Source organism: Parabacteroides sp. AF17-3, from assembly GCF_003635445.1.
In the GTDB taxonomy this organism is placed as follows: Bacteria; Bacteroidota; Bacteroidia; order Bacteroidales; family Tannerellaceae; genus Parabacteroides; species Parabacteroides goldsteinii.
Genome location: NZ_QTMM01000001.1, coordinates 143,100 through 168,320 on the forward strand (window position 1 = coordinate 143,100; position 25,221 = coordinate 168,320).

The 25,221-nt window shown below is 38.5% G+C and carries 18 protein-coding genes; 8 read left to right on the forward strand and 10 right to left on the reverse strand.

Features of this window, described 5'->3' with window-relative positions; translation table 11 throughout:
• Positions 1-678, reverse strand: a complete 678-nt coding sequence (locus DWW91_RS00395) for a hypothetical protein (protein ID WP_010801160.1) — start codon at positions 676-678, stop codon at positions 1-3.
• Between the two features lie 178 nt (positions 679-856).
• Positions 857-1,525, reverse strand: a complete 669-nt coding sequence (locus DWW91_RS00400) for a porin family protein (RefSeq protein ID WP_010801161.1) — start codon at positions 1,523-1,525, stop codon at positions 857-859.
• A gap of 218 nt (positions 1,526-1,743) precedes the next feature.
• On the opposite strand from DWW91_RS00400, the gene DWW91_RS00405 reads away from it, so the two are divergent.
• Positions 1,744-2,847 carry an acyltransferase family protein gene (locus DWW91_RS00405; RefSeq protein WP_122326622.1) on the forward strand — a complete coding sequence of 368 codons (1,104 nt, stop codon included), beginning with the start codon at positions 1,744-1,746 and terminating at the stop codon, positions 2,845-2,847.
• The gene (locus DWW91_RS00410; protein ID WP_122326623.1) at positions 2,847-5,336 is read left to right on the forward strand and encodes a T9SS type A sorting domain-containing protein; all 2,490 of its coding nucleotides are present in this window, start codon (positions 2,847-2,849) and stop codon (positions 5,334-5,336) included. Before DWW91_RS00405 ends, DWW91_RS00410 begins: the two co-directional genes overlap by 1 nt.
• A 656-nt stretch (positions 5,337-5,992) precedes the next feature.
• Here the strand turns inward: DWW91_RS00410 and DWW91_RS00415 are convergent.
• The gene (locus DWW91_RS00415) at positions 5,993-6,772 is read right to left on the reverse strand and encodes a radical SAM protein (RefSeq protein WP_122326624.1); all 780 of its coding nucleotides are present in this window, start codon (positions 6,770-6,772) and stop codon (positions 5,993-5,995) included.
• Positions 6,773-7,239: 467 nt separating this feature from the next.
• Between DWW91_RS00415 and DWW91_RS00420 the strand changes: the two genes are divergently transcribed.
• Both DWW91_RS00420 and DWW91_RS00425 read left to right on the forward strand, forming a co-directional pair.
• On the forward strand, positions 7,240-8,679 hold the full coding sequence (locus tag DWW91_RS00420) for an MBOAT family protein (protein WP_122326824.1): 1,440 nt from the start codon (positions 7,240-7,242) through the stop codon (positions 8,677-8,679).
• A gap of 5 nt (positions 8,680-8,684) precedes the next feature.
• The gene (locus DWW91_RS00425; protein ID WP_122326625.1) at positions 8,685-9,578 is read left to right on the forward strand and encodes an SGNH/GDSL hydrolase family protein; all 894 of its coding nucleotides are present in this window, start codon (positions 8,685-8,687) and stop codon (positions 9,576-9,578) included.
• Positions 9,579-9,587: 9 nt separating this feature from the next.
• Here the strand turns inward: DWW91_RS00425 and DWW91_RS00430 are convergent, their stop codons facing one another.
• A complete protein-coding gene (locus tag DWW91_RS00430) occupies positions 9,588-11,651 on the reverse strand; it encodes a helix-hairpin-helix domain-containing protein (protein WP_122326825.1) in 2,064 nt (687 codons plus the stop codon).
• Positions 11,652-11,664: 13 nt separating this feature from the next.
• Positions 11,665-12,471: a hypothetical protein gene (locus DWW91_RS00435; RefSeq protein ID WP_122326626.1), complete on the reverse strand. Its 807-nt coding sequence runs from the start codon at positions 12,469-12,471 to the stop codon at positions 11,665-11,667.
• A gap of 222 nt (positions 12,472-12,693) precedes the next feature.
• Between DWW91_RS00435 and DWW91_RS00440 the strand changes: the two genes are divergently transcribed.
• A complete protein-coding gene (locus DWW91_RS00440; RefSeq protein WP_048314139.1) occupies positions 12,694-13,299 on the forward strand; it encodes a DUF4294 domain-containing protein in 606 nt (201 codons plus the stop codon).
• Here DWW91_RS00440 and DWW91_RS00445 read toward each other — a convergent pair.
• Positions 13,291-13,821: an RNA methyltransferase gene (locus DWW91_RS00445; protein ID WP_009860453.1), complete on the reverse strand. Its 531-nt coding sequence runs from the start codon at positions 13,819-13,821 to the stop codon at positions 13,291-13,293. The two genes, DWW91_RS00440 and DWW91_RS00445, sit on opposite strands and share 9 nt — an antisense overlap.
• A 1,098-nt stretch (positions 13,822-14,919) precedes the next feature.
• Between DWW91_RS00445 and nadA the strand changes: the two genes are divergently transcribed.
• From nadA to DWW91_RS00460, 3 genes are read left to right on the forward strand one after another with little or no spacing between them, the layout of a single operon-like run.
• Positions 14,920-15,906: a quinolinate synthase NadA gene (gene nadA, locus DWW91_RS00450; RefSeq protein ID WP_122326627.1), complete on the forward strand. Its 987-nt coding sequence runs from the start codon at positions 14,920-14,922 to the stop codon at positions 15,904-15,906.
• Between the two features lie 39 nt (positions 15,907-15,945).
• Positions 15,946-17,409: an MBOAT family protein gene (locus DWW91_RS00455; protein WP_122326628.1), complete on the forward strand. Its 1,464-nt coding sequence runs from the start codon at positions 15,946-15,948 to the stop codon at positions 17,407-17,409.
• Between the two features lie 6 nt (positions 17,410-17,415).
• On the forward strand, positions 17,416-18,387 hold the full coding sequence (locus DWW91_RS00460; RefSeq protein WP_122326629.1) for a hypothetical protein: 972 nt from the start codon (positions 17,416-17,418) through the stop codon (positions 18,385-18,387).
• Here DWW91_RS00460 and DWW91_RS00465 read toward each other — a convergent pair.
• The 4 genes from DWW91_RS00465 to leuS all read right to left on the reverse strand — a co-directional run bounded on the left by DWW91_RS00465 (position 18,371) and on the right by leuS (position 25,071).
• Positions 18,371-20,686, reverse strand: a complete 2,316-nt coding sequence (locus DWW91_RS00465; RefSeq protein WP_122326630.1) for a two-component regulator propeller domain-containing protein — start codon at positions 20,684-20,686, stop codon at positions 18,371-18,373. The genes DWW91_RS00460 and DWW91_RS00465 overlap by 17 nt on opposite strands.
• Before the next feature lie 3 nt (positions 20,687-20,689).
• Entirely contained in the window at positions 20,690-21,271 is a 582-nt protein-coding gene (locus DWW91_RS00470; protein ID WP_122326631.1) for a non-canonical purine NTP diphosphatase, read from the reverse strand.
• 81 nt (positions 21,272-21,352) lie between these two features.
• Positions 21,353-22,234, reverse strand: a complete 882-nt coding sequence (locus DWW91_RS00475) for a YitT family protein (protein WP_009860457.1) — start codon at positions 22,232-22,234, stop codon at positions 21,353-21,355.
• On the reverse strand, positions 22,234-25,071 hold the full coding sequence (gene leuS, locus DWW91_RS00480; protein ID WP_122326632.1) for a leucine--tRNA ligase: 2,838 nt from the start codon (positions 25,069-25,071) through the stop codon (positions 22,234-22,236). Before leuS ends, DWW91_RS00475 begins: the two co-directional genes overlap by 1 nt.
• Between the last annotated feature and the right edge of the window lie 150 nt (positions 25,072-25,221).

A 25,221-nucleotide genomic window follows, 5' to 3' on the forward strand; every position in this document is an offset into this window, starting at 1 on the left:
CTAAAACTGAATGCCTATGGAAAGGAAGAACGAATGCGTCATCTTCTTTTTCCATAGCATATCGTTTAGCGGTTTCCGTTCAATCACGAGGTTACGGCGACCGCCATACACATCATAGTTAGAAATGGTATATCCGGCTGAAAATACCCAGCTTTCTACTTCGATCTGCATAAAACTCCTTACATTCCAATATAACCAATCCCCCTTCAGGTTAGTCACATCTTCCGTATGCAGAGCCGGAGTGGGGTGTTTTTCATTTTCATAACCCACCCGAAGCGTTTCGTTGGCAGGAACAACCATATATGCGCCGGGTTCCATATTGAACGTTACCTTCAGGTCACGATCTCCCCACCTGTTTATATTGGGTGTACGCAACCGGAGGGCCGGACGGAAAAGTATCCGTTTTACATTCGATTCATCCGAACCAATATACCATCTCATGTTTCCCGGAGCAGAGCCGGAATAATATTCATCGTAAAACTGTCCTGTAAAATTAACACCTCCTGTTATACCGACATACCGGCAAACAAAGAAAGTAAACGCCGGCTCCACCTCCCAGGAATAGTTATTATTCAACCCTCCTGAAAGAGCAAATTCCCATCTCCTGAATGCCTCTTCCTCTTTTGCCCCGGCAACAACAGGGAGCAACAACACCATCCATAACAACAATCGTTTCATATCTTTTCCGTTTTCACTATTGTGAAGACATGAAAAACAAGAAATACCCCTATCCTACGGCAGGAAATTTCTATAATTTATAAGTCAGCATAAGACGTCCTTCCGAAGTCTGTGAATAAACATTCTTTCTTTGAAAGTTACCAATGATGTCGGAATATAGACGAAAAAGAGATTGTATTTACAAATTGAATTTATATCCTAAAGTGATAGCTACACTTCTATTCTTATATTTAAAATAATGTCCCGGATCAAATTCTTTCCATACTTTTTTAAGTCCAAGGTCATAAGACAAAGTCAAATTGAATTTATAAACTTCAGTACTTAATGCAAATCTTAAGCCAGTATCAAAACGTTTAAAAGGTTCAATATATTCCTCTTTCCCCGTATTCAAATCAAATCTTTTAAAAGGATTATACCATATTCCATCTGTATTACCGATCCCGGTATTCACAAAATTCGATCCAAATTCCCCATATCCGTTCACACCGCAAGCAAAATAAGCCCCCATTTGAGGTATCATATATATATGTTCAGCCACAGGGAGACGATACCCCACCATTACAGGCAATTCAATATATCCTAAACGGACCATCAATTCCTTAGAACCATTGACAAGGCTATTAGCACCTTTCATCACATAATGAAGTCCACTCTGGATTATCATATTATTTTCAAACTGATAATCGACAACCAAACCCCCTACAGGTACAATTTGAGCATGATTACCTCTGACTCCCAAACTAGTCATATTAACACCAGCTTCAACACCTAAACGTACTTGTCCATTCATCTTCACTATACCCAAACACATGAGCATACTCATAATAATACAAAGCTTCATTTTCATATTGTCTCAAATTTATATCTTATAGACAGATTTTAATAAAATACCCCTACTTTGAAGTGATACTTTTTATTATCAGATTTCGTTTCCAATAAAAGTCGCGTCAGTATAACAGACAAAAATAAGCTATATTCTACTGAACATTAAGGTTTTATTTTATATATGATATAATCCTGTTCTTTTTACTTACATTTGCGTCTTATAACCGAATAATCAAAATTATGGCACAATCAGGAAGACTGCTCTCACTGGACGTAATGAGAGGTATTACAATTGCAGGGATGATCATGGTGAACAATCCGGGAAGCTGGGGATATGTATATGCTCCGCTACGGCATGCATCATGGAACGGCCTCACTCCTACCGACCTTGTATTCCCGTTCTTTATGTTTATTATGGGAGTTTCCATGTTCTTTTCATTGCGGAAATACGACTTCAAATTATCCGGAGAAAGCGTTACGAAAGTACTGAAACGGACCGTGCTGATCTTCCTGGTCGGATTTGCCTTGAATTTATTCGGACATCTCTGCTACAACGGATTTTCCAATTTCGAAAACCTGCGTATCCTGGGAGTTATGCAACGGCTGGCACTGGCTTATGGGATCGGCTCACTGATCGGATTATCCGTTAAGCATAAATATATTTTACAGACAGCAGCCGGAATACTGCTGTTTTACTGGATACTTTTAGCCGCTACCGGTAGCCAGACGTTGTCGGAAGATAATATAATTGCAATAGTCGACCGTGCACTGTTCGGAAATACGCATATGTACCATGATTATCTGGCAGACGGAACCCGCATCGCCTTTGACCCGGAAGGGTTGCTGAGTTGCCTGGGAAGTATCGGGCATGTATTGCTCGGTTTCTATGTGGGTAAAATGATTCTCGACTGTAAAAAGAACAATGAATTAATTATCAGGAATTTGTTTATCTTTGGAACAATTATTCTGTTCCTGGGATTCCTGCTAAGTTACGGCTGCCCGATCAATAAAAAACTATGGAGCAGTACATTTGTATTAACCACTTGCGGATTCGGCTCGTTGTTTCTGGCGTTGCTGATCTGGATCATCGACATAAACGGCAAAAAGAAATGGTCGCTGTTTTTCGAATCTTTCGGGATTAATCCGTTATATCTCTATGTACAGGGAGATGTATTTGCAGTGGTACTCGATAAATGCGGAGTGACACCGTATGTATATGCAGATGTCCTGGTCCCGCTCTTCGGAAACTTCGGAGGTTCGTTGACATGGGCTATTTTGTTTGTCGTATTGAACTGGATACCGGGATATTGGTTATATAAGAAACGTATCTACATCAAATTATAATGAATCGTTACAGACTGTTTTATCACTGCATTTATATAAGTATCATCTGCTTATTCCTGTTTTGCCCCGGCAAAGCAAAATCGCAGATAAGCGAAGGAGGAAAACCGGTTAGTTTCAACTATCAGAACCCGTTGAAAAGCTGGCAACCGGCTGTTCAGATACCGGTAAATTTCAGTGTGGAAGACAGGATAGCGGTCGATGAATGGCGGGTAAGCCAGGGAGCACCTCTGGCTGTTTCTGCATTGATAGATACGGATTTGAACATGGAAAATGCCGGAGAATGGCGGGTATTGCCCGGCGGAGAAAAAATCTGGCAGCTTCGCCTTCAGGCAAAAGGGGCGATTGCCTTAATGTTATATTACGAAACATTTTACCTGCCGGAAGGCGGAAAACTATTCATATACAATGCAGAAAAGACGCATTTACTGGGAGCCTATACTTCGCAAACCAATCCGGACGGAAAATCATTTGCTACGGAATTTGTGGCCGGCGATGATATCATTCTCGAATACGAACCGCCTGTTTCGGACGAAAAAGCCCGTATAGCCATTAATCAGATAGGATACGGATACAATCATCTGCATGTAACTACTGACTTACGGAGTACCGGTCCGGGAACTTCCGGTTCCTGCATGGTCAATATCAACTGCGAAGAAGGAGAGGAGTGGCAACACGAAAAGAACGGTGTTTGCATGATGGTTGAGAAAATAGGGAAGGCTGGATACCTCTGTTCCGGTTCACTGGTGAACAACACGGCGAAAGACATGAAACCTTATATATTGTCGGCTTTCCATTGTACACAAGATTACGATAACGGAACAACTGCTTCGGAAACAGATCTAAACCAATGGGTATTTTATTTCCATTTTGAACATACCGGATGCGAAAACGCTTCGCCAATAGCCGGACATAAAACAATGACCGGCTGCCGGCGGATTGTAAGTATTCCGATAGAGGGCGGTTCCGACGGACTATTATTATTGCTGAACGACAAGATCCCGGCAGAATATAATGTACATTTCAACGGTTGGGACAGAAGTGAAACGGCTACTTCATCCGGAGTGAATATTCATCATCCTTCCGGCGATTATATGAAAATATCGACCTTCGGTAATCACTCGGTAAAAACAACGACCTGGATAGATAATCTATCCAAAGCCGGAGCTCTCAATGCCCATTGGAATGTCATTTTCGACAAAACAACCAACGGGCACAGTATCACGGAAGGCGGTTCTTCCGGTTCGCCGCTTTTCAATGAAAATAAGCAGATAGTAGGTACACTGACCGGCGGTAATTCTACTTGCCGCCTGACAAGCGGCAATAACTTATACGGCAAGTTTTCTTATCACTGGGATAAATACAGCCAAGCTGATACCGGACGTATGGATATCTGGCTCGATCCGTTGAACACCGGTGCAACAACAATTCCCGGTTTGTCGCAAACCGGAGAGGAGGGGAGCCTTATCAATTATAAGTCACCGACAAATGTTACTGCCCAATCCATTTCTTCCAATAATGTTCTTATTCAATGGAATGCACCTGTATATACACAGTTGATCAGCTGGGGTACACAAAATTCGGACGCACAAATCGGATACCATGGCACTCCTTTTTATTTCGGTCAAAGATGGGAGTCTAAAGAATTGATAAACATACATAAAAAGAAATTGGTAAACGTAAAATTCATTCCTGTCTACAGTGTGAATTATGCCATCTTTATCAAACAAGGAGAACGGACCTATCAACAGGAAATAACCAATCTGACGGCCAACCGGTCCAACACGATAGAGTTGAAAACACCTTACACGATTGATGCCAACCAGGATCTGATCGTTTCCATCTATGCCAGGAAATACGGACGTTCGGTTTATCCTGCTTTCGTAGATAATGGTCCGGCCATTAACGGAAAAGGGAATCTGGTATCTTTTGACGGAAACGAATGGGAATATCTGCTGGACGAAGAATTCAATATTAATTTTATCCTGTCTGCTACCGTCACTTCCGAAGAAGGTGAACCGACACTTCCCCTTCCCGCAGCAAACAGTGATATACAGATTCCGGCTTTCCCTGCTATTACCGGATATAACATATACAAAGACCAGATGTTACTAGCTTCTATCCCTGCTTCCACATTACAACACACAGATAAAAATGTCACCGGAGGCAAGCATGACTACAGTGTTTCTGCTCTATACGATTCAAAAGAAAGCAGAGCAGCCACAGCTACAGCAGAAACAAATGTAAATACGGAGAGTATACAGGAAACAACCGATTTCCATATCACCCCTGCAATATTCAAAGACCGGATACAGATAAATAATTACCAGCAAGTCAAAAGCCTTGAAATTTATTCATCCGACGGAAAACTGATCCGGAAATTAACCGATCCGGCAGAATGGATAGAGACAGGTAATCTCCCGCAAGGTGTTTATTTCTTCAAACTAAGCAATGATAAGACTTTCAAAACCGTTCGCGGCATCAAACAATAATGAACAAACATTACTAATGTGTTAATGAATAGAGCAATTAGTTCAATTATTTCTATATTGGAGTTTCATAATAATGCTTCATCAAATGCACTGTCATACTATCATATTTTTATACAATACGCATATAATCAATATGTTATTCTATGACAGTTGCCATTTTCAACTATCATAATACTGTCATAAAACCATCATTTGGACTATATTTTAATTAAACATACATTGTTTAAGACCTAAAAAAGGCTTTACAAATAGGATAAATCGCACTTATATATTGCTTTCCCTACTATATATTTTGCGAAAATATATAGACTAATCTCACAGGAATACATACTTTTTGTTCTCAAGATGCCCTTCTCAGCCTGTTTTACACCCGGATGTTGACCGTGCCCAGACCCGGGTCTCAATATTGTCGACACCCGGGTCTCGAGCAACATAAATAACTATTTCGCTGATAATAAGTCATATATTTCAGTAAAACAAGAAGCATATATTGGGTTTCAGGATAAGACTATGATAGTTGCATGATAGGTAAATGACAGTTGAAAACAGGAACTATCATAGGATAACATATTGATTATAGGTATATTATATAAAAATATGATAGTATGATAGTTCTTTTATCCCTGTGATAGTTTTGAGAAACGCCTTTCATCTCTTTAATAGGAAACCGTCACATCAAACCCTTCTTTCCGTGCCCGGTCGGCTATGGCGTCCAATGCTTCTTTGGGAACTTTTTTAAGTCCTTTCAAAGGAGTTTCACGGTCGATGGTATAGATCATTACCTGTTTCGGTTTGATTTGCTTCAAGGCTTCAAGCCAGCCGGTTATTTCTACTTCGGTTGTATTATCCACTGATTCGCCGTTCACTTCGCCTTTCAGGAACATAGTCTGGATAATCAGATTTCCTTCGAAACGGCATAACTGTCCGAGCAATTTATCGAATGTAAAAGCAGGAGAATTGGGAGCATTCAACTGTTGTATCCGGCTGTCGAGCACAGAATCGAGTTTCAGTATATTATCTTCAATTTTATTCAATGCCCGGAATACTCCTTCCTTATGCAACATGGTTGAATTGGATAGGACAGCAATCTTGGCATTCGGAAAGAAACGGTCGCGGGTGGCAATCGTTTCTTCTATAACACCTTCGAACTCCGGATGCATGGTAGGTTCTCCGTTACCGGCAAAAGTAATCACATCGGGAGCAATTCCTTCGGCCTGCATAGCCGATAACTTTTCCGTCAATGCCTCCTTCACTTCTGCACGGGTCGGCAATTTGGTACGTGTACGCCGTTCCCCATTCAGTCCGCATTCGCAATAAATGCAATCGAAAGAACAAAGTTTGCCGTCCACAGGAAGCAGGTTCATACCCAGAGAAACACCCAACCGCCGGCTATGTACCGGACCGAACACTATTTTATCAAAAAGAATCGTTGACATATCTAATACGTTTTTATCTATCAAGTTCTCTATATAACAAAGAACAGAACAATATTTCCTGAATTACGGATACAAAGCTACAAAAGACCTTATAATTACCAAGGAAGAAAAGCTAAAAAGAGAATCATCCCCCTTGCTTTATTGAAACATAATTTATTATTAATTAAATAGGCAATAAGCTATGTTTCACTACTTTTGCGACTGATCGATGATCATATATAGGCGATATTTATCATAGAAAGCGTCCGGCTTTATCCTTTTCAGTTTATATTTCATAGTTTATAGAATTTCGACACACTAGTATTTCACATTACCTGTTACGGGTAAGTAGTGATATACCAGGGTGCCTTATTGTGTGCTGTAAACTGTGATGACTGACTGTTGATACGATAAAAACCGGTAAATTCCTGCGTTTTCTTTTATAACAATTGTCACTTCAGGGAATCAGTGACATAACTTTTTATATTGTGCTGTTTAATTCCATAGAATTCATTTGCTTCCTGCCGATCGTTTTCATTGTATATTGGTTAGCAGACAAGCATTTGAAATGGCAGAACTTCCTTGTCGTAACAGCAAGCTATATCTTTTATGGCTGGTGGGATATACGTTTTCTTTCTCTGATCATACTGACCAGTTCCTTTTGTTTTGTCAGCGGACTTCTCATCGAACGAGCCGAAGGTAACCGGAAGAAACAGAAGATAATCAACACGATCAATATTTTACTCAACATAGGTATCCTGGGAACGTTCAAATATTTTGATTTCTTCAGTACCAATATTGAAACTGCATTACATTCATTAGGGTTTGAACCGGATTGGATAACACTGGATATACTTCTTCCCGTAGGTATTAGTTTTTATACTTTACAGGCTTTAAGCTATAGCATCGACGTATATCAGAAGAAAATATCCGCCTGTCATGATCCGATTGCATTCTTCGCTTTTGTCAGTTTCTTTCCGCAGCTGGTGGCAGGTCCCATAGAAAGGGCTACCAATCTGTTACCCCAATTTTATAAACGACGTACATTCGACTACAGTAAGGCAATAGACGGCTGCCGGCAGATGTTATGGGGATTTTTTAAGAAGATGATCATTGCCGATAATTGTGCGATGGCAGTCAATGAAATATGGGGCAGTTATCAGTATCAGAGTGGTTTTACTCTTTTACTCGGCGGTCTTTTATTCACTTTTCAGATATACGGAGATTTTTCCGGTTATTCGGATATTGCTATCGGATGTGCCCGGTTATTCGGAATAGATTTAATGAAAAACTTCAATTATCCCTATTTTTCAAGAGACATATCCGAATTTTGGAGACGCTGGCATATCTCATTAAGCACCTGGTTCCGCGATTATATCTATATCCCGTTGGGAGGAAGCCGTTGCAAGAAAACAAAAATAATCAGAAATACTTTCATCATATTCATTATAAGCGGACTCTGGCATGGGGCAAACTGGACGTTCATTCTATGGGGTATTTATCATGCCTTGTTGTTTATGCCTCTCTTGCTGCTCAATAAAAACAGGAGATATACGAAAAATGTAATCGCTGAAGGTAAACTTTTACCCTCTTTCAAAGAAGCTGTACAGATGTTTTCCACCTTTTTCCTTGTCCTTATCGGATGGATTATTTTCCGGTCCAACGACATCGGCGAAGCATCCGACTATTTAGCACGTCTTTTTTCCCCGTCTTTATTCGAGGTGTCCTTTCCGCACGGCAAAAGAGCGTTGATATATTGCTTAGTGCTACTAATCATTGAATGGATGCAACGGGAAAAAGAACATGCATTACAGATAAATAAAGAGATCAAATCACCTGTGGTACGTTGGGGAATCTATTATATCCTGATTTTTATAATCGTCTTTCTGCAAGGTACACCGGCCGATTTCATTTATTTTCAATTCTAAACGATATGAAGAAATTTATAAAACGATTGATTATCTTCCTGATACCTATCCTGATACTGTTCATCCTGTTGGAATATGCTATCCGGCAAATACCGAACACTTACAAATATAAAAATGAGTGGATGTCACAGCATGCAGATAGCCTGAATACACTCATATTGGGTAATTCACATTGTATGTCGGGAGTCAATCCTTTATACCTGACCAACAGCGCTTTCAATTTCGCAAATTCTTCACAGGATTTGGAACGTGACTATTTTGTATTGACTAAATATGAGAATATGTACAATAATTTAAAATGCGTTATCCTTTCTTTTTCGTATTGTACACTTCAGGACAAGATGGATAATACGGACAAATCCCGGTTAAAATATTATGGTATTTATATGGGATATGAAAAATATAAATACAGTGTGGAAATAACGAGCAGCATTACTTATGAGAAAATAAAAGACTATCTGAAAGAGGATACTTCACAATATTCTCCTTTAGGATTCAGAGTAAACAAATTTTCAAAAGATAATTTGGAAGTAAATGGTATAAAAGCAGCCAAACGACATACATTAAACAACCGGAAAAATTTGGATGATAATCTGAAATATCTTCACAAAATCATTCAGTTCTGTGAAGATAAACAGATTCAATTAATTCTTGTCACTACACCAACCTGGCATAGTTATTATGAGCATCTGGATAAGCATCAACTCGACCAATTATTATCCACCGCAAAAGAGCTGGATAATAATCACGAAAATGTATTTTATTTCAACTTTCTAAAAGATGACCGATTCAATGATAACGATTTCAAAGACGGCGATCATTTATCAGAAGAAGGTGCTGAAAAGTTTACTAAAATACTAAAGGATTCCATCAGGCATAAATTAGATATTGAATTGTAAATATATATTCTAAAACTTATACCGTAAAAGCATATACATATCCGTTTTATTATGTCCTTTTATTTCTTCCTGATCCGTACCGATTAAGTCGCGGTCTGCATAATAACTATGTCCCAGTTTAGCAGAAAGAGAAAGTTTCTTTAGTATATCCCATCGGAAAGAAAATGACAACCTGATTCCTTTCCCATAAAACGAAGGCATACTGAAAGCATACAATATATTTTTCTCATACGAATTGATACGGCTGTAATAATCGTCCGTATGAAAATAAGCCAGGTAAATATCTGATTGGAATGGGAGAGAAGACGGCTTCCAGCCTGCACCTTGCGAAATCATCCACCCGAGACTTCGTTTTCCTTTTCCTTCATCATAATAAACACCGTCGGCCGATGTTTTCAACACCCATGTCGATTGTATTCCGTAAAGCAATTGCAGTCTGATACGCTGCTGGGAATAAGGCAGAATACTCAATGTCGATTCATTTTCCAATGTCCGGTTCTTTTCTTTCTTTCTGTATTTATAACGTAAATAAGTCGTAAAGTTCTTTCCCGAATTATAATCCAGCTGAACCATATATTCCTGTCCCGAAGAAGGAGCATCCACACCGTATTTCAACCAGGGGAAATGGAACAAATCCGCATACGCCGACAATTTGAAACGGGCAAACGGCGTCCACTGCATCCCGGTATAGAAACCCTGTTCGTTCTGTACAGATGAATGCTGTCCGAAAGCATTCCCGAAAAAAGCCTGATACTTTTTGTCATAATAACGATGAAGCAACAATAAAGAAAAATAGGAGACAGGCGTTAATCGGATGGCGTTCAATGTGGCAACTGCCTTGTTTGAGGACATGGCTGTTTCTCCGTAAAACTTTATTTTCTTTGTTTTAAACATGTAATCAACGCTTATGTCGATATTATCGTTTCCACGGAAATAGAAAAGATTATAGGGTTTCGGATCCGGTTGTACCTGATATTTTCCGAAAGAGTAGGAGAGAGCTGTAAACCCGATGGAAAAATTAGAAATCGTATAGTGTACATTTCCGCCGTATGTCTGCATAGGAACCGTATGTTTCTTTTCCCAATCCCGCTCCAGCCGGTGCAAACCATCTGTTTTAAATGTACTGACTTCATAGTTATCAACACCGGCATCTAACTTTCTATACGAATATAACAAACTGATATATACCTGTTTTAATACTAAAGTAGAAGCTACTCCGCGAAAGTAATCATTTTCATTTGTTGAAAAGTGACGACGGAAACCATTGCTGCGTCTTTCTGCCTGTGCCACTATCGAACTGCGGCCGGGAGTAAAATCATTACTGATAACCAGACCTTGCCCGAAAGAAACCTTATAATCACCGATGGCCAAAGTTTTCAACCATTTATTCATATCTTTGAAAAACAAGTGTACCGAATAAAAATCATAGCCTTTATGATGGTTATTCCAAAACGGTTCACCGGCATCCTTTTCAGCTACCATTCCCCATTGGAGCCTGTCATCAAAAGTATACGAATAACGCAGGGAATGATAGAAAGGTTCCCCCAGATATTTCCGGTTCGGATATTGCTGCAAGATACTATCCGGATATGAACAATATCCCTTTTTCTGTTGAAAACACTTATCATATCTGATTTGCAATTCATTAGAACCATACTTCAACATGTTCTTAACAGAAAACGGCCGCTTATTAACCGATATGTCTCCGATATAAACAAACGGAAGCAATAAAGAAATCGTTGAAAAATCCATTCCTTCCACATTCTTCAGTTCATAAAGAGTGACCAGCTTTCCATATTTCACACGATAAGCCAACAGGCTATTTATTTGTTGGTCAGACAGGAAAGGCAGGCGTTTCAGTTCAGTTTCGGTCACACTGTTCAGTTCAAAAGGGTGTTCCGACAGATAGGAAAGGTCCGAATACAGGTTTTCAATCTGTGCTTCATCTTCCGTTTCAGAAGCCATTTCTTCTATATATTCCATCCACTTATCAACAGAATATATAGTCTGACTATTAAGGTTATAACTATTTATAAACAGGTATACCAACAGAGTTGTCAACAATCTTTTCATAGTGATCATTCCGTTAAAAACAATACTTCAAACCAATACCGGAACTTATTCCCAACACCGGGTGATAAAGAGCGGCCACATCTACAATAAAACCCGATAACCGGTATCCTATTCCCAAGGTAGGCAGGAGAGGGGTTGTCTTAATACCGGTGCGTACATAAAAATGAGTAAGCAACTGATATTCCATGCCGATGCAACCTGTTAATACGGTCTGTTTATTCGTCTCCGCATTTCCGGCTATCAACAGGTTGTTAATTACTTCCCATTGAAAACCTATTTGCAATGAATAGGATATAAAAGACTCTATATCAATCTCTTTTTTCTGAATGCTGACAGATGGAAAATCCTGTATCAACATACCAATCAACAGCTTTTCAACGGGAATAAACAAGATACCGACATCGGCGGACAAGTATTGCGGCTTTTCTTCAACCAGCTCGGTCTGAAGAAATGTATATTGAATACTGATACCGGCCGTCCATTTTTCAGTAAGTGATTTTCCCAGGAAAACACGAAACATACTTTCCCGGTATCGGTCGTAACCGAAAGAAGAGATATTAACACCCGCAGAAAGTAAGTTGTTCGGATAACTGACCGACATTCCCACCGTCCCCAGTTCTTTCAGTCCGTAATAATTAAAGTAATTGATATCAAAAGACTTATAGCTGTCCAAAGCAACTACCGCAGGATTAAAAAGTGCAGATTGCACAACACCACACTCGCCCATTCCCATACAACGGACACCGGGTAAACGAAGGTTATTAACAGCATGCAAACAGGGAGAAATCCCCAACAGGAGGCATAAAAACAATTGTTTCATAGATAAGATATTTTTGGTTGTTAATAAATAAACGCTCTTTTAATGCAAAATACTATTCAATGTTCATAGTCATACCGTTTTGTCATTATCAGAATCGGAGCAAATATAATGATTCTTATTGACTTGACAACTTATTAACAACTAAATTATCATTTCCATATAATTAGTCAAATTCTGTAAAACCGGTACAGGCTATTGCTAAATCACCTACTTTTGTAAACGATGATAAAGAAGAGATGGTATAAAATCCTGATTTTATTTCTATTCTGTGCAGTTGGAAGCCAGGCGCAGAAACTGAAAATAAATACACTTCCCGAAGGTGTACAAAGAGCGTATGTCGACGGGAAAGATACCATTGCCGTTGTTAACTTGCAGGAAGTCTTTGTCTTTCCGCAAGTTCGTTTTAAAAACAAACGGGAAGAACAAAAGTATAACAAACTGGTCCGCGACGTCAAACGTACGTTACCTTATGCCAAGATGGTCTACGAAACATTAATAGAAACATACGAATATATGGAAACCCTTCCCGATGACAAAGCCCGCCAGGCTCATCTGAAGCGGATGGAAAAAGACTTGTTCAAAGAATATAAACCGGAGTTGAAAAAACTGACTTTCTCGCAAGGCAAATTACTTATCAAACTGATAGACAGGGAATGTAACCAATCAAGTTATAACCTGTTGAAAGCCTATCTGGGTAGTTTCAGGGCCGGCTTCTGGAACCTGTTTGCCGGTATGTTCGGAGCCAGCCTGAAATCCGAATACGACCCGAAAGGAAAAGATGCCATGACGGAACGTGTCGTTATCCTGGTGGAAAGAGGATTACTCTGACAACTGTTTAAAGAAATCCCAGATAACAATCCCGGTCGTTACCGACACATTCAATGAATGTTTTGTCCCGTACTGAGGTATTTCAATACACATATCACAGTTATCAACAACGGATTGTTGAACACCTTTTACTTCATTTCCCATAACAATAGCGTATTTTTTATTCCTGTCTAACAACAACTTATCTAACATCACGCTTCCCTCTGCCTGTTCAATGGCACATACGACATACCCTTGTTGTTTCAGGTTATCAACAGCCTCGTGTGTATCTTTAAAATATTTCCAGTCGACCGTTTCTTCCGCCCCTAAAGCCGTCTTGTGAATCTCTGCATGAGGAGGACAGGCTGTAATGCCACATAAATAAATAGCCTCTACCCGGAACGCATCGGAAGTACGAAAAACGGAACCGACATTGTTCAGGCTCCTAATATGGTCAAGTACAACAATTAAAGGTATCTTTTTACTTTCCTTGAAAGCCTCCGGCGTGAGGCGGTTCATTTCTGTTATCTTCAGTTTACGCATAGCTATTTTCTTTGGTTGCAAAAGTAGCGAATTAATGTGGATATGCCGTTGAAAAGGTATTGATAAGTAGTGAACACAAAATGAAAAAAAGTTCTTGCATTATTCAGAATCTCCGTTATACACCCCCTTGTTTTAATTATGCAACAATTATAACCCATTATTTATTACGAGCTATTAACAAGGGTTATACACGTTTCAACAACCATCCGGAGATATAAACTTTTACACACAACCAGTTATCAACATAAAACTAATAAAGTACGTAATATAAAGATATACAGCAATTAAAATATCATTATTCATGTTAGTATCCTCTTGATAACCGGTTCATATACTTTAATAACTCTCCAAACAAATATTGTAAGATAAATGTATTAACTGTTTCAACAGGATATCATATTCATCATATTTAAATTTAAAATTAAAGATTAATAAGAATATAATATATGATTGTGGATAACTAATGGTTGATGAAACCTTATGTCATTAACTCCTGTCATCGGATTAAGAATAGTGACAGCGAATGTCCCGAAGGGACTAACTGTGAATACCCCCGGATCCGGTCAATAACATTGAATTAAAACCTTCGTATTATTATCCGGATAGCTATGACTAAGGTCAAAGGTAATAGACTTTAAGCGTAAAAGCAATAGGCTTTAATGATAAAAGCTATTAGCTTTGAATATTGTCGTCCCGGTGAGGCGGCATCAACACCGGGATGGCATTTCAACATCATCGGGATGATAATAAGCTACTTCTATTGAATGTATTTAAATGTTAACGGTGACAAACTCAAGGGCAAATGTAGTATGTTTTTACCCCTGGTTGTAATCGTTTTTAAGGGTAATCGTTTGATAATGAGGTGTGACAAACTCTCTGCTCGCCCCTATAGAATAAGGTAAATAATTTATACCTTTTTTGTCATCGGATAGCTAAGTTTTGCTTTTGTTTTTCGGCGGGAATGAATAAAGTTTTTACCTTTGCAAATTATCAACAAGAAGTTAATAACTATACTAATAGTAAGAATATCAATAATAAAGACTGGTGATAACCTTGTTGATAGGCTATTGAAATCAGGAATAATATAATAGATATACTATGTTGACAAATCAATCGATCGGATATATGGACGCACCGGTTCCCAAAGATATAAATCTGAAGGAGGCCATCGATAAGTTGCGTAAAGAGAAAAATGCGGTTATCCTCGCTCATTATTATCAGACAGGAGATATACAGGATATAGCAGATTATGTAGGAGACAGCCTGGCACTGGCTCAGTGGGCGGCTAAAACAACGGCGGATATCATTGTTCTTTGCGGTGTTCATTTCATGGGTGAAACGGCGAAGATTCTTTGTCCGGATAAGAAGGTACTGGTTCCCGACCTGAATGCAGGCTGTTCGCTGGCAGACAGTTGTCCGGCTCCGGAGTTTGCTGAATTTGTAAAACAGCATCCGGATCATGTGGTTATTTCTTATGTGAATACAACTGCTGCTGTGAAAGCGGTGACAGATGTGGTGGTAACTTCCACGAATGCCCGTCAGATTGTTGAAAGTTTCCCGGAAGGAACGAATATGATTTTCGGCCCGGACCGTAACCTGGGTAATTATATCAACAGTATTACCGGACGTAATATGTTGCTGTGGGATGGTGCCTGCCATGTACATGAACAATTTTCACTGGAAAAGATATTGGAATTGAAGAAACAGTATCCGGATGCAGAAGTAATCACCCACCCGGAATGCAAACAGCCCGTTATACAGGTTTCCGACTTCGTAGGTTCGACTGCGGCACTTTTGAAGCACACTATCAAGTCGGACAAGAAACAGTTTATTGTAGCGACGGAAAGCGGCGTCATTCACGAAATGCGGAAAAAGAGTCCGGAAAAGGAGTTTATCCCGGCTCCGCCAAACGATAGTACCTGTGCTTGTAACGAATGTAATTTCATGCGTTTGAATACGATGGAGAAGCTCTATAACTGCCTGAAGTATGAGATGCCGGAAATATTTGTAGACGAAGAAGTGCAGAAAAAAGCTATTAAACCGATTCGGAAGATGTTGGAGATATCTGAGAAGTTAGGTTTATAATGTTATATTACTGTCCCATCATTCATAGAACAGAATTATATGCTATTTAATTCAATAGAGTTTTTAATATATCTTCCGATTGTCTTTTTATTATATTGGTTTGTTTTTAACAGGAAGATAAAACTGCAAAACTTGTTTATCGTAATTGTAAGTTATCTGTTTTATGGATGGTGGGACTGGCGTTTTCTTGTATTGATTGCATTTACTTCTTTTTGTAGTTGGTTAAGCGGTATTGCGATTGATAAAATACGGGAAGATAATAATTCAGTCTCAGAAGATACTTCGTTTGTACAAAAAAGGTGTAAATGGATAACAGGAATAAATATATTTCTGAATTTAGCTATTCTTGGTTTCTTCAAGTATTTTAATTTTTTTGTTGATAACTTTGTTGAAGCTTTTTCCCTGCTGGGTATTACTTTACATAAAACTACTTTACAGATTATCTTACCGGTTGGTATCAGCTTCTATACATTTCAGGCACTGAGTTATACAATAGATGTATACAGAAGGAGATTGAAACCTACCAAGGATATAGTAGCTTTTTTTGCCTTTGTGAGCTTTTTTCCTCAATTAGTAGCCGGTCCTATTGAAAGAGCTACTAATTTATTGGTACAATTCTATAAACCTCGTTTTTTTACTTACGAGAATGCTGTGAATGGCATGCGGCAGATCTTATGGGGATTTTTTAAAAAGATGGTGATTGCCGATAACTGTGCATTAGTCGTAAACGATATATTTAGTAATTATACTAATTATTCGGGAAGTACATTAGTTTTGGGGGCTGTTTTATTTGCCTTCCAGATATACGGTGATTTTTCCGGTTATTCAGATATTGCTATTGGTACAGCTAAATTATTTGGCATTACTTTAAAACAGAATTTTAATTATCCCTATTTCTCAAGAAATATTATAGACTTTTGGCGTAGATGGCATATTTCATTGAATACATGGTTTGTTGATTATGTATACATTCCATTGGGAGGAAGCAGGGAAGGAGAATATAAACATATACGTAATATTTTGGTAATATTTCTGTTGAGTGGTTTATGGCATGGAGCGAACTGGACGTTTGTGACGTGGGGTATCTACCATGGCCTTTTATTCATTCCTCTGTTGTTGATGGATAAGAACAAACTGCCTGATTCGAATATGATTCGTTCTGTTATTTCCATGTTGATAACTTTTGGATTTGTGACATTGGGATGGATTATATTCAGAGCCGAAACGCTTTCTATGGCATTTAATTATATTGCGGATATTTTTTCAGATTCGTTGTTGAAAATACCGAAAGTAAGTGGTGCAAATAATGTGACAGCTATGTTGTCATTAGTATTTATTATTCTTTTATTAGTAGTAGAATGGATAAACAGAGAGAAGCCTTTCGGACTGGATATACGGAATATACAAAGTTCATTTGTCAGATATTCCATTTATGCCGGGATACTTTTCTCTATCTATTTTTTTGGAGCAGATTCATCTAATTTTATTTATTTCCAATTTTAGAATCTTATGGAACTAACCGGAAAGCAGATTTATAAAATATTATTTTTTCTATTGTTTTTGATAGTTTTAATGATAGGATTAAATCAGATAACTCCTTATTTTTTCCGACTATTACCTAATGACTATGCTCGTACTAAACTTATAATAAATACTATAAAAGATACTACCCAAACTCCGGATATAGTTATTTTTGGTAATAGTAGGGGAATGAATGGAATAGATGGATATTTATTACAAGAAAATTTAGATAGTAATCCTGTTGTTTACAGTTTCACTTCTACGGGACAAAGATTAGGTGAAAGTGCTTTGTATTATACTTCTTTGCCGGTTTCAGTAAAAACCGTTATTCAATGTATCGATATAGATAATTTATCTCAGCCAATTGATATAAATATACCTAATCAGGTAGCTTTGTTTATGTATGGTTATAAGATGGATAATCAGACAAAATTATTAGTACCTAAACTATATGATGAATTGAATAAATCTGATTGGTATTATAATTATGAAGCTAAGAATTGTTTATTTTCAGGTTTTTCTTTTCTTCTCCGTAATTTGCTGGATGATGATGCTCCTGAAAGTTCTATAGATAATGAGCTTCATTATCCAACATCACAGACTTCTTATAGGAATGAAACGGTTTACGAACGTGATCTGGCAGAACAGAATAAGCAGAATATTTTTGAGAATTTTGAAATAACTATCGAGTATAAGCAATTAATAGAGGAATCTTATAATTTATTTAAAAAGAAAGGCATTCAATATATTTTGGTAATAATGCCTTATAATCCTGATATTATATCCGCAAAAAAGACTGAAAAGCAAAAAGCTTTTCAGTCTTTTATAGATGAGTTTGGATATATTCCTTACATCAATTGTTATAATTTACTGGAAGCATCTGACTTCTATGATGCGATTCATCCAAACGACAGAGGTGCCAAAAAAATTACGAACCAGATAATTATTTCACTACCATAATTTTGGTTACTACGTTTTCTTTGGCTTCCGGTGTTGCAGATAATACCAAATAAATTCCAGTAGCAATACGACCACCTCCTTTTTTCCGGCAATCCCATGTAAATGTACCGCCGGTAGATTTACCTTGATAAATGATATTACCTTTCAGATCTGTTATCTTTACGTTAGAATCATTCATTAGTCCGACAATGGTCACATGATCATTATGTTCCGGACGAACAGGATTTGGATAAGCATATATATCTGAATAATTTTCACTGCCTTCTGTGGCATCTCCCATATAGGAAACCAATCCTTTATCGGTACCGATAAATACTTCTCCTGTTAATTGATTGATAGTTAAAGAATTTATTTTATTGGAAGGAAGTGGAGAGTTAGTGGTTGTGAAATTGGTAATTGTTTCCATACCATCTTCACTTACTAGAAAAATACCTGAATTTTCTGTTGCTATCCATTTACGGTTTCCTCCATCGACAGCGATTGCATTGATTTGTTCGCCATCGAGAAAATAATAAGGATCTCCGTTTTCATTGTTTGAGCGAATGATACGAGTAGCGGTTATGTTATTTATGTCTGTTGAATTTGTTGCAATGATAGGACCTCTATTGGTTCCAATCCAAATTTGTCTGTTTTTATCTTCAGTGATACAAAAATAACCATTGGCATCAATAGTTCCGTTTCCATCAGTAAATGTAGGGATAAAGCGAGATTTGTCATCACTCGTATCGTCTATCGTACCATTGTCATCAAATATGAAAATACCCGATTTATCTCCATAAGGGACATTGATCCATTTTCTGTTGTCTGTTGTTATCGTAATTTTGTCAGCCATAGGAACAGATGTGAATTTTTGTGTGCTAAAATTGAAACGAACCCATGTTCCATCAGCTTTCAATACTTTAAGAACATCAGGAACTTCACAATTTGTTATCCATAAATTACCATTTTTATCAAAAGTAATTCCACCGATACGTATATAATTAGAAGGATCTGCACTAATACCTGGAACAGGATCCAAATTATTATCTGTATTATTATATACTTGTATAACTTCTTTATTGTTCAATTCGACTATACCTTCTCCATAAGATGAAATAAAATAATGATTCGGATTTTTCGGATCTACTGCTACTCCTGTATAATCTCGGAAATATGGTGATTTTTTGTATACCTCTGCTTCATTGAAATTATACCATTTTCCATTTTCATACTCCATAAATGTACCAAGCCTTCCAAAACGATCAGTCCAGCGTCCTCCTCCGACAATCATTAATTTATTTTCATATATTGTCATGAAATAGTTGAAGTTTCGCTTAGGATATTCGGTATCATTATTTGTCTTTTCTAAGATAACTTCGTATATGTTATTTTTCTTTTCTATACCTTTTATGCCATTTATACCTGAAGCTATCCAAAAAGTATTGGGATCTTTGAGAGAGGTGACATTTTCAATAATACCAACATTGACAACATCTCTGTTAGAGCTTGATAAAGAATTATATATATATAATTCAGAATTAGTATAAAACATTAGTTTGTTATTTTGAAGAACCATATTTTTTAAGTTCTCATTTTTCAATAAACTTTTTATTTTTCCGTCTGGTTCTTGATAGTAAATTCCTTTTTTATTAGCAAATAAACAAAGATTATCCTGAAAGAAACATATTTGTCTGATACTACTTGAATTTAATTCTAATGAAGATAAGGAGTAGGGTTCCCATTCATTATAATCCAATAAATTACTATCCAGTGAGGCATATAATAATCCATTCAAAGTAGCAGCATAAATATAATTTCCATTTATGGCTACGGAATAAATGTTTCTGTTTAACTTATATGTATCTTTAATTTCTTTTTTATCCATATTCAAAGCTATAATTCCGAAATTAGTAGATATATAAGCGATTTCTTTATAAAGATATATATTGTTAATGGTTTTGTCTGTTATGCCTGAGTTATCAAGTAAATATGATAGATTATAAATACCAAAATCACCTAACAGATCTATATTCCCATTACTATAAGTAATTAATAATGTATTTACTTCCGGATTGAAGCTGATGAAGTTTATGTCGTTATCACTTAATCCTGTTTGTTTGGAATAATGAGTAATACTGTTGTCTTCTTTATTATAACTATAAAGAGAACCATCAGCTACGGCATATACATGATTATTACCTTCGGCAATTTGAGTTGTTGTATAATAGGCCAGATAAGTACTCCATTCTCCAACACTTTTTTGAGCTATCAGATTGGATATTATCGTACAAAGTAAAAGAGTATATACAATTCTTCTCATAATTTATTCTGATAATGTAGATAAAAAAGCACTTAATTTTTTTACAGCTTCAGCCCGGTGGCTGATTGTATTCTTTATATCATTACCCATTTCGGCAAATGTCTCCGTATGATTGTCCGGCATAAAGATAGGGTCGTATCCGAATCCGCTTGTTCCGCGTTTATCCTTTGTTATCTGACCGTTTACTATGCCTTCGAACAGATATTCCTTTCCATCCAGAATAAGTGCTATAACGGTACGGAAACGGGCTTTGCGGTTTTCCATCCCTTCCATTTCCCGGAGAAGTTTTTTCATATTGGCTTCCGAATCATGTCCGGGACCGGCATAGCGGGCAGAATATACACCGGGAGCATTGTTCAGCGCTTCTACTTCGAGGCCGGTATCGTCGGCAAAGCAGTCGTAACCGAATTTATCTTTAATGTAACGAGCTTTCTGGAGTGCATTACCTTCCAGGGTATCGGCTGTTTCCGGTATGTCATCATGACAATCGATGGCAGCCAGGCTTACTATTTCTGTATGACCGGCTGTTATTTTTTGTACTTCATCCAACTTATGTTGGTTATTTGTTGCGAATACGAGTTTCATATCTGTAAATGTCTAAATAAAAAAGCACTTCTGTACGATATATAACGTATGGAAGTGCTTTTAATTGTTTGAATGAATCTTTTATGTTTTTATCTGGTCAAATCCTTCTCCGTAAACTCCCCGGACAATACTTTGCGAGATGAATGCCTGATGGTCTATCTGTTTTACCAGACGGAAAATGGATACTGATTCTGATTTCTTAGCTAATAATACGACAACTTTGACCGGTTTGCGGGAATAACCTCCGACACCGTCCAGGATGGTACATCCACGGTCCAGGTCATGAATGATTCGTTCGGCTATTTCATCGTATTTCTGTGAGAAGATGAGGAATTGCACCGATTGACGGTTACCATTCAATACCATGTCGAGGACATAGTTGCTGATTATCATTTCTACGAAACCAAACACGATCTTATCCACATTATGGAAGAGGAAGAAAGAAGAACTGATAATGAAGAAATCGCAGAATAACAAGGCACGTCCGATGGATATGTTCTTGTATTTATTCACGATAGCTCCGATAATATCGGTACCTCCCGTACTTCCGTTTGCAGAAAAGACCAGTCCGAGTCCGGCTCCGCAAAGGAGGGCACCAATCATGATAGCCATAAACGGCTGGTCGTGCAGAATCGGGTTTCCTTTTAGCAGCCATTCAAAAAATGAAAGGGAAGCGGAAAGGGAGAATACTCCGAATATGGTTTTTATCAGGAACTTAAAACCTAATATTTTAAGTGCGGCCAGTAGTAAGACTACATTGATAACAAAGTATGAAACCGATACCGGTATGGCGCCGCCTGTGGCGAAGAATATCAGCGCACAGATACCACTGACGCCACCGGTAACAATTTCATTCGACAGGATAAATGCATTGAATCCGAAACCATATAATAAGGTCCCGAACAGAATCATCAGATAATCCTGTATTGAAAAATAAATTTTATAAAACTGAGCAGCTTTCATCAGATAACGATATTAACAATCTTACCCGGAACGACAATAACCTTTTTAGGTGTTTTGCCTTCCGTCCACTTAGCGGAACTTTCATGGCTGAGAGCTGCCTTTTCAACCTCTTCACGGGGCATGTCAGCCGGAAGTTCCATACTGAAACGGGCTTTTCCGTTGAATGAGATAGCGTAGGTAACTGACTTTTCTTTCAGATACTCTTCGTTGTGCTGGGGCCATTGAGCATCGCAAACCGTAGTCGTATGACCGCATTCGTGCCATAACTCTTCTGCCGTATGAGGTGCAAACGGGGCAAGCAGGATAACCAGTTGCTCCAGGATGGCACGTTTGTTACATTTCAAGCTGCTTAATTCATTGACACAGATCATGAAAGCACTGATAGAAGTATTATAAGAGAAATGCTCGATATCGAATGTTACTTTCTTAATCAGTTTATGTAATGACTTTAATTCCTCAGCTGTCGGTTCGGCATCGATTATCTGAAGGTTGTCGGTATTTCCGTAGAATAAAGCCCATAGCTTTTTCAGGAAACGATGAACACCGTCTATACCGTTTGTATCCCAAGGTTTGGATTGTTCCAACGGGCCTAAGAACATTTCATACAAACGTAATGTATCTGCACCGTATTTCTCAACAATCATATCCGGGTTTACTACGTTGAACATAGATTTTGACATCTTTTCAACAGCCCATCCGCAGATATATTTGCCGTCTTCCAGGATAAATTCAGCATTCTTATATTCCGGACGCCAGTTTTTGAACGCTTCGACATCCAGGATATCGTTGTATACAATGTTTACATCTACGTGGATAGGAGTAACTTCGTACTGGTCTTTCAGGTTCAGAGAGACAAATGTATTGGTATCTTTGATACGGTATACGAAGTTTGAACGTCCCTGAATCATACCCTGGTTAATTAACTTCTGGAACGGTTCATTCTCGCAGATAACTTCCATATCATACAGGAACTTGTTCCAGAAACGACTATAAATCAGGTGACCGGTAGCATGTTCCGTACCACCGATATACAGGTCTACGTTTTTCCAGTAATCATTTACCTGTTTATCTACCAGACCTTTGTCGTTATGAGGGTCCATATAACGCAGGTAATAAGCGGAAGAACCGGCAAAACCGGGCATCGTACAAAGTTCCAGCGGGAAGATTGTTTTATTATCTATCTTGGAGGTTTCAACTACTTCTTTATTAACCGAATCCCAGGCCCATTTGGTTGCATGTCCCAATGGAGGTTCGCCTGTGGCAGTCGGTAGGAATTTGTCTACTTCCGGTAATTGTAAAGGCAATGCTTCAAACGGTAACATCTGAGGCATTCCGTCCGCATCATAATATACGGGGAACGGTTCGCCCCAATAACGCTGACGGCTGAAGATAGCATCACGCAGACGGTAATTTATTTTTACACGTCCTAACTTATGTTCTGCTACAAATTTCTTGGTGGCGGCAATAGCTTCTTTAACGGTTAATCCATTCAGTGACAATTCGCAATAAGGAGTAACGTCCGGTCTCGGTGAGTTGCAGACGATACCTTCCTTGGCATCGAAACTTTCTTCGCTAACGTCGCAACCTTCAATCAACGGGATGATAGGCAAGTTGAAATGTTTTGCGAAAGCATAGTCACGGCTATCGTGAGCCGGAACAGCCATGATGGCTCCTGTACCGTAACCGGCCAGCACATAATCGCTAATCCATACAGGCACTGCATCTCCGGTAAACGGATTGATTGCGTATGAACCGCTGAACACACCTGTTACCTGGCGGTCGGCAATACGTTCACGTTCTGTACGTTTTTTGGTACGGTCCAGATAAGCGTCTACTTCTTGTTTTTGTTCCGGAGTTGTTAATTTCTCAACCAGTTCGCTTTCGGGAGCCAGTACCATGAAAGTAACACCGAACATCGTATCGGCACGGGTAGTGAAGATGGTAAATTCCAGGTCGCTGTCTTTTACCTTGAAATTGACTTCGGCACCTTCGCTTCGGCCTATCCAGTTACGTTGTGTTTCTTTCAATGAATCCGTCCAGTCGATGGTATCCAGTCCGTCCAGTAAACGCTGGGCGTAAGCAGATACACGCAGACACCACTGACGCATCATTTTTTGTTCTACCGGGAAGCCTCCACGTTCGGAAACGCCGTTTACAACTTCATCATTTGCCAGTACGGTTCCCAGTTCGGAACACCAGTTAACCATTGTATCACCCAGATAAGCGATACGGTAGTTCAGTAATATTTCTTGTTTTTCTTTGTCACTTTTAGCTTTCCATTCAGCGGCGGTGAAACTTAATTCTTCGCCACAGGCAACGTTCAGACCTTCAGTACCTACGGTTTCAAAGGCTTCAATCAGGCTTTCGATAGGAAGTGCTTTCTTTTCATCGTTGCAATAGTAGCTGTTGAACATTTTGATGAATGCCCATTGTGTCCAGTGATAATATTCCGAGTCGCAGGTACGGATTTCACGACTCCAGTCGTAGCTGAAACCTATTTTATCCATCTGCTCACGATAACGGGCGATATTTTGTTTGGTAGTTACTTCGGGATGCTGTCCGGTCTGGATGGCATATTGTTCTGCCGGCAAGCCGTAAGCATCGTATCCCATCGGGTGTAATACGTTGAAACCCTGTAACCGTTTGAAACGGGAATAAATGTCAGAAGCGATGTAACCGAGTGGATGACCTACATGTAGTCCTGCACCGGATGGGTAAGGGAACATATCCAACACGTAGTATTTGGGTTTATCCTTATTTTCTTTCACTTTATAAACCCCGTTGGCAATCCAATATTCTTGCCATTTTTTCTCGATTTCTCTGAAATTGTACTCCATAATATCTAATCGTTTTTTATCGTTTTCAGTTTAAAGCCACAAAGTTAGTTATTTTATTTAGTTTTACTTCACATAACGAATCTTCGGTCCGGGTTTATCGTTCTTTTTGAACGAAGACTCGTACAAAATGAGCCTGCTTCGGCGGATACT

Coding starts and splice junctions, on each gene's coding strand:
- DWW91_RS00395 (WP_010801160.1), bottom strand. CDS start 678: ATGAAACGATTGTTGTTATGGATGGTGTTGTTGCTCCCTGTTGTTGCC.
- DWW91_RS00400 (WP_010801161.1), bottom strand. CDS start 1,525: ATGAAAATGAAGCTTTGTATTATTATGAGTATGCTCATGTGTTTGGGT.
- DWW91_RS00405 (WP_122326622.1), top strand. CDS start 1,744: ATGGCACAATCAGGAAGACTGCTCTCACTGGACGTAATGAGAGGTATT.
- DWW91_RS00410 (WP_122326623.1), top strand. CDS start 2,847: ATGAATCGTTACAGACTGTTTTATCACTGCATTTATATAAGTATCATC.
- DWW91_RS00415 (WP_122326624.1), bottom strand. CDS start 6,772: ATGTCAACGATTCTTTTTGATAAAATAGTGTTCGGTCCGGTACATAGC.
- DWW91_RS00425 (WP_122326625.1), top strand. CDS start 8,685: ATGAAGAAATTTATAAAACGATTGATTATCTTCCTGATACCTATCCTG.
- DWW91_RS00430 (WP_122326825.1), bottom strand. CDS start 11,651: ATGAAAAGATTGTTGACAACTCTGTTGGTATACCTGTTTATAAATAGT.
- DWW91_RS00435 (WP_122326626.1), bottom strand. CDS start 12,471: ATGAAACAATTGTTTTTATGCCTCCTGTTGGGGATTTCTCCCTGTTTG.
- DWW91_RS00440 (WP_048314139.1), top strand. CDS start 12,694: ATGATAAAGAAGAGATGGTATAAAATCCTGATTTTATTTCTATTCTGT.
- DWW91_RS00445 (WP_009860453.1), bottom strand. CDS start 13,821: ATGCGTAAACTGAAGATAACAGAAATGAACCGCCTCACGCCGGAGGCT.
- nadA (WP_122326627.1), top strand. CDS start 14,920: ATGTTGACAAATCAATCGATCGGATATATGGACGCACCGGTTCCCAAA.
- DWW91_RS00455 (WP_122326628.1), top strand. CDS start 15,946: ATGCTATTTAATTCAATAGAGTTTTTAATATATCTTCCGATTGTCTTT.
- DWW91_RS00460 (WP_122326629.1), top strand. CDS start 17,416: ATGGAACTAACCGGAAAGCAGATTTATAAAATATTATTTTTTCTATTG.
- DWW91_RS00465 (WP_122326630.1), bottom strand. CDS start 20,686: ATGAGAAGAATTGTATATACTCTTTTACTTTGTACGATAATATCCAAT.
- DWW91_RS00470 (WP_122326631.1), bottom strand. CDS start 21,271: ATGAAACTCGTATTCGCAACAAATAACCAACATAAGTTGGATGAAGTA.
- DWW91_RS00475 (WP_009860457.1), bottom strand. CDS start 22,234: ATGAAAGCTGCTCAGTTTTATAAAATTTATTTTTCAATACAGGATTAT.
- leuS (WP_122326632.1), bottom strand. CDS start 25,071: ATGGAGTACAATTTCAGAGAAATCGAGAAAAAATGGCAAGAATATTGG.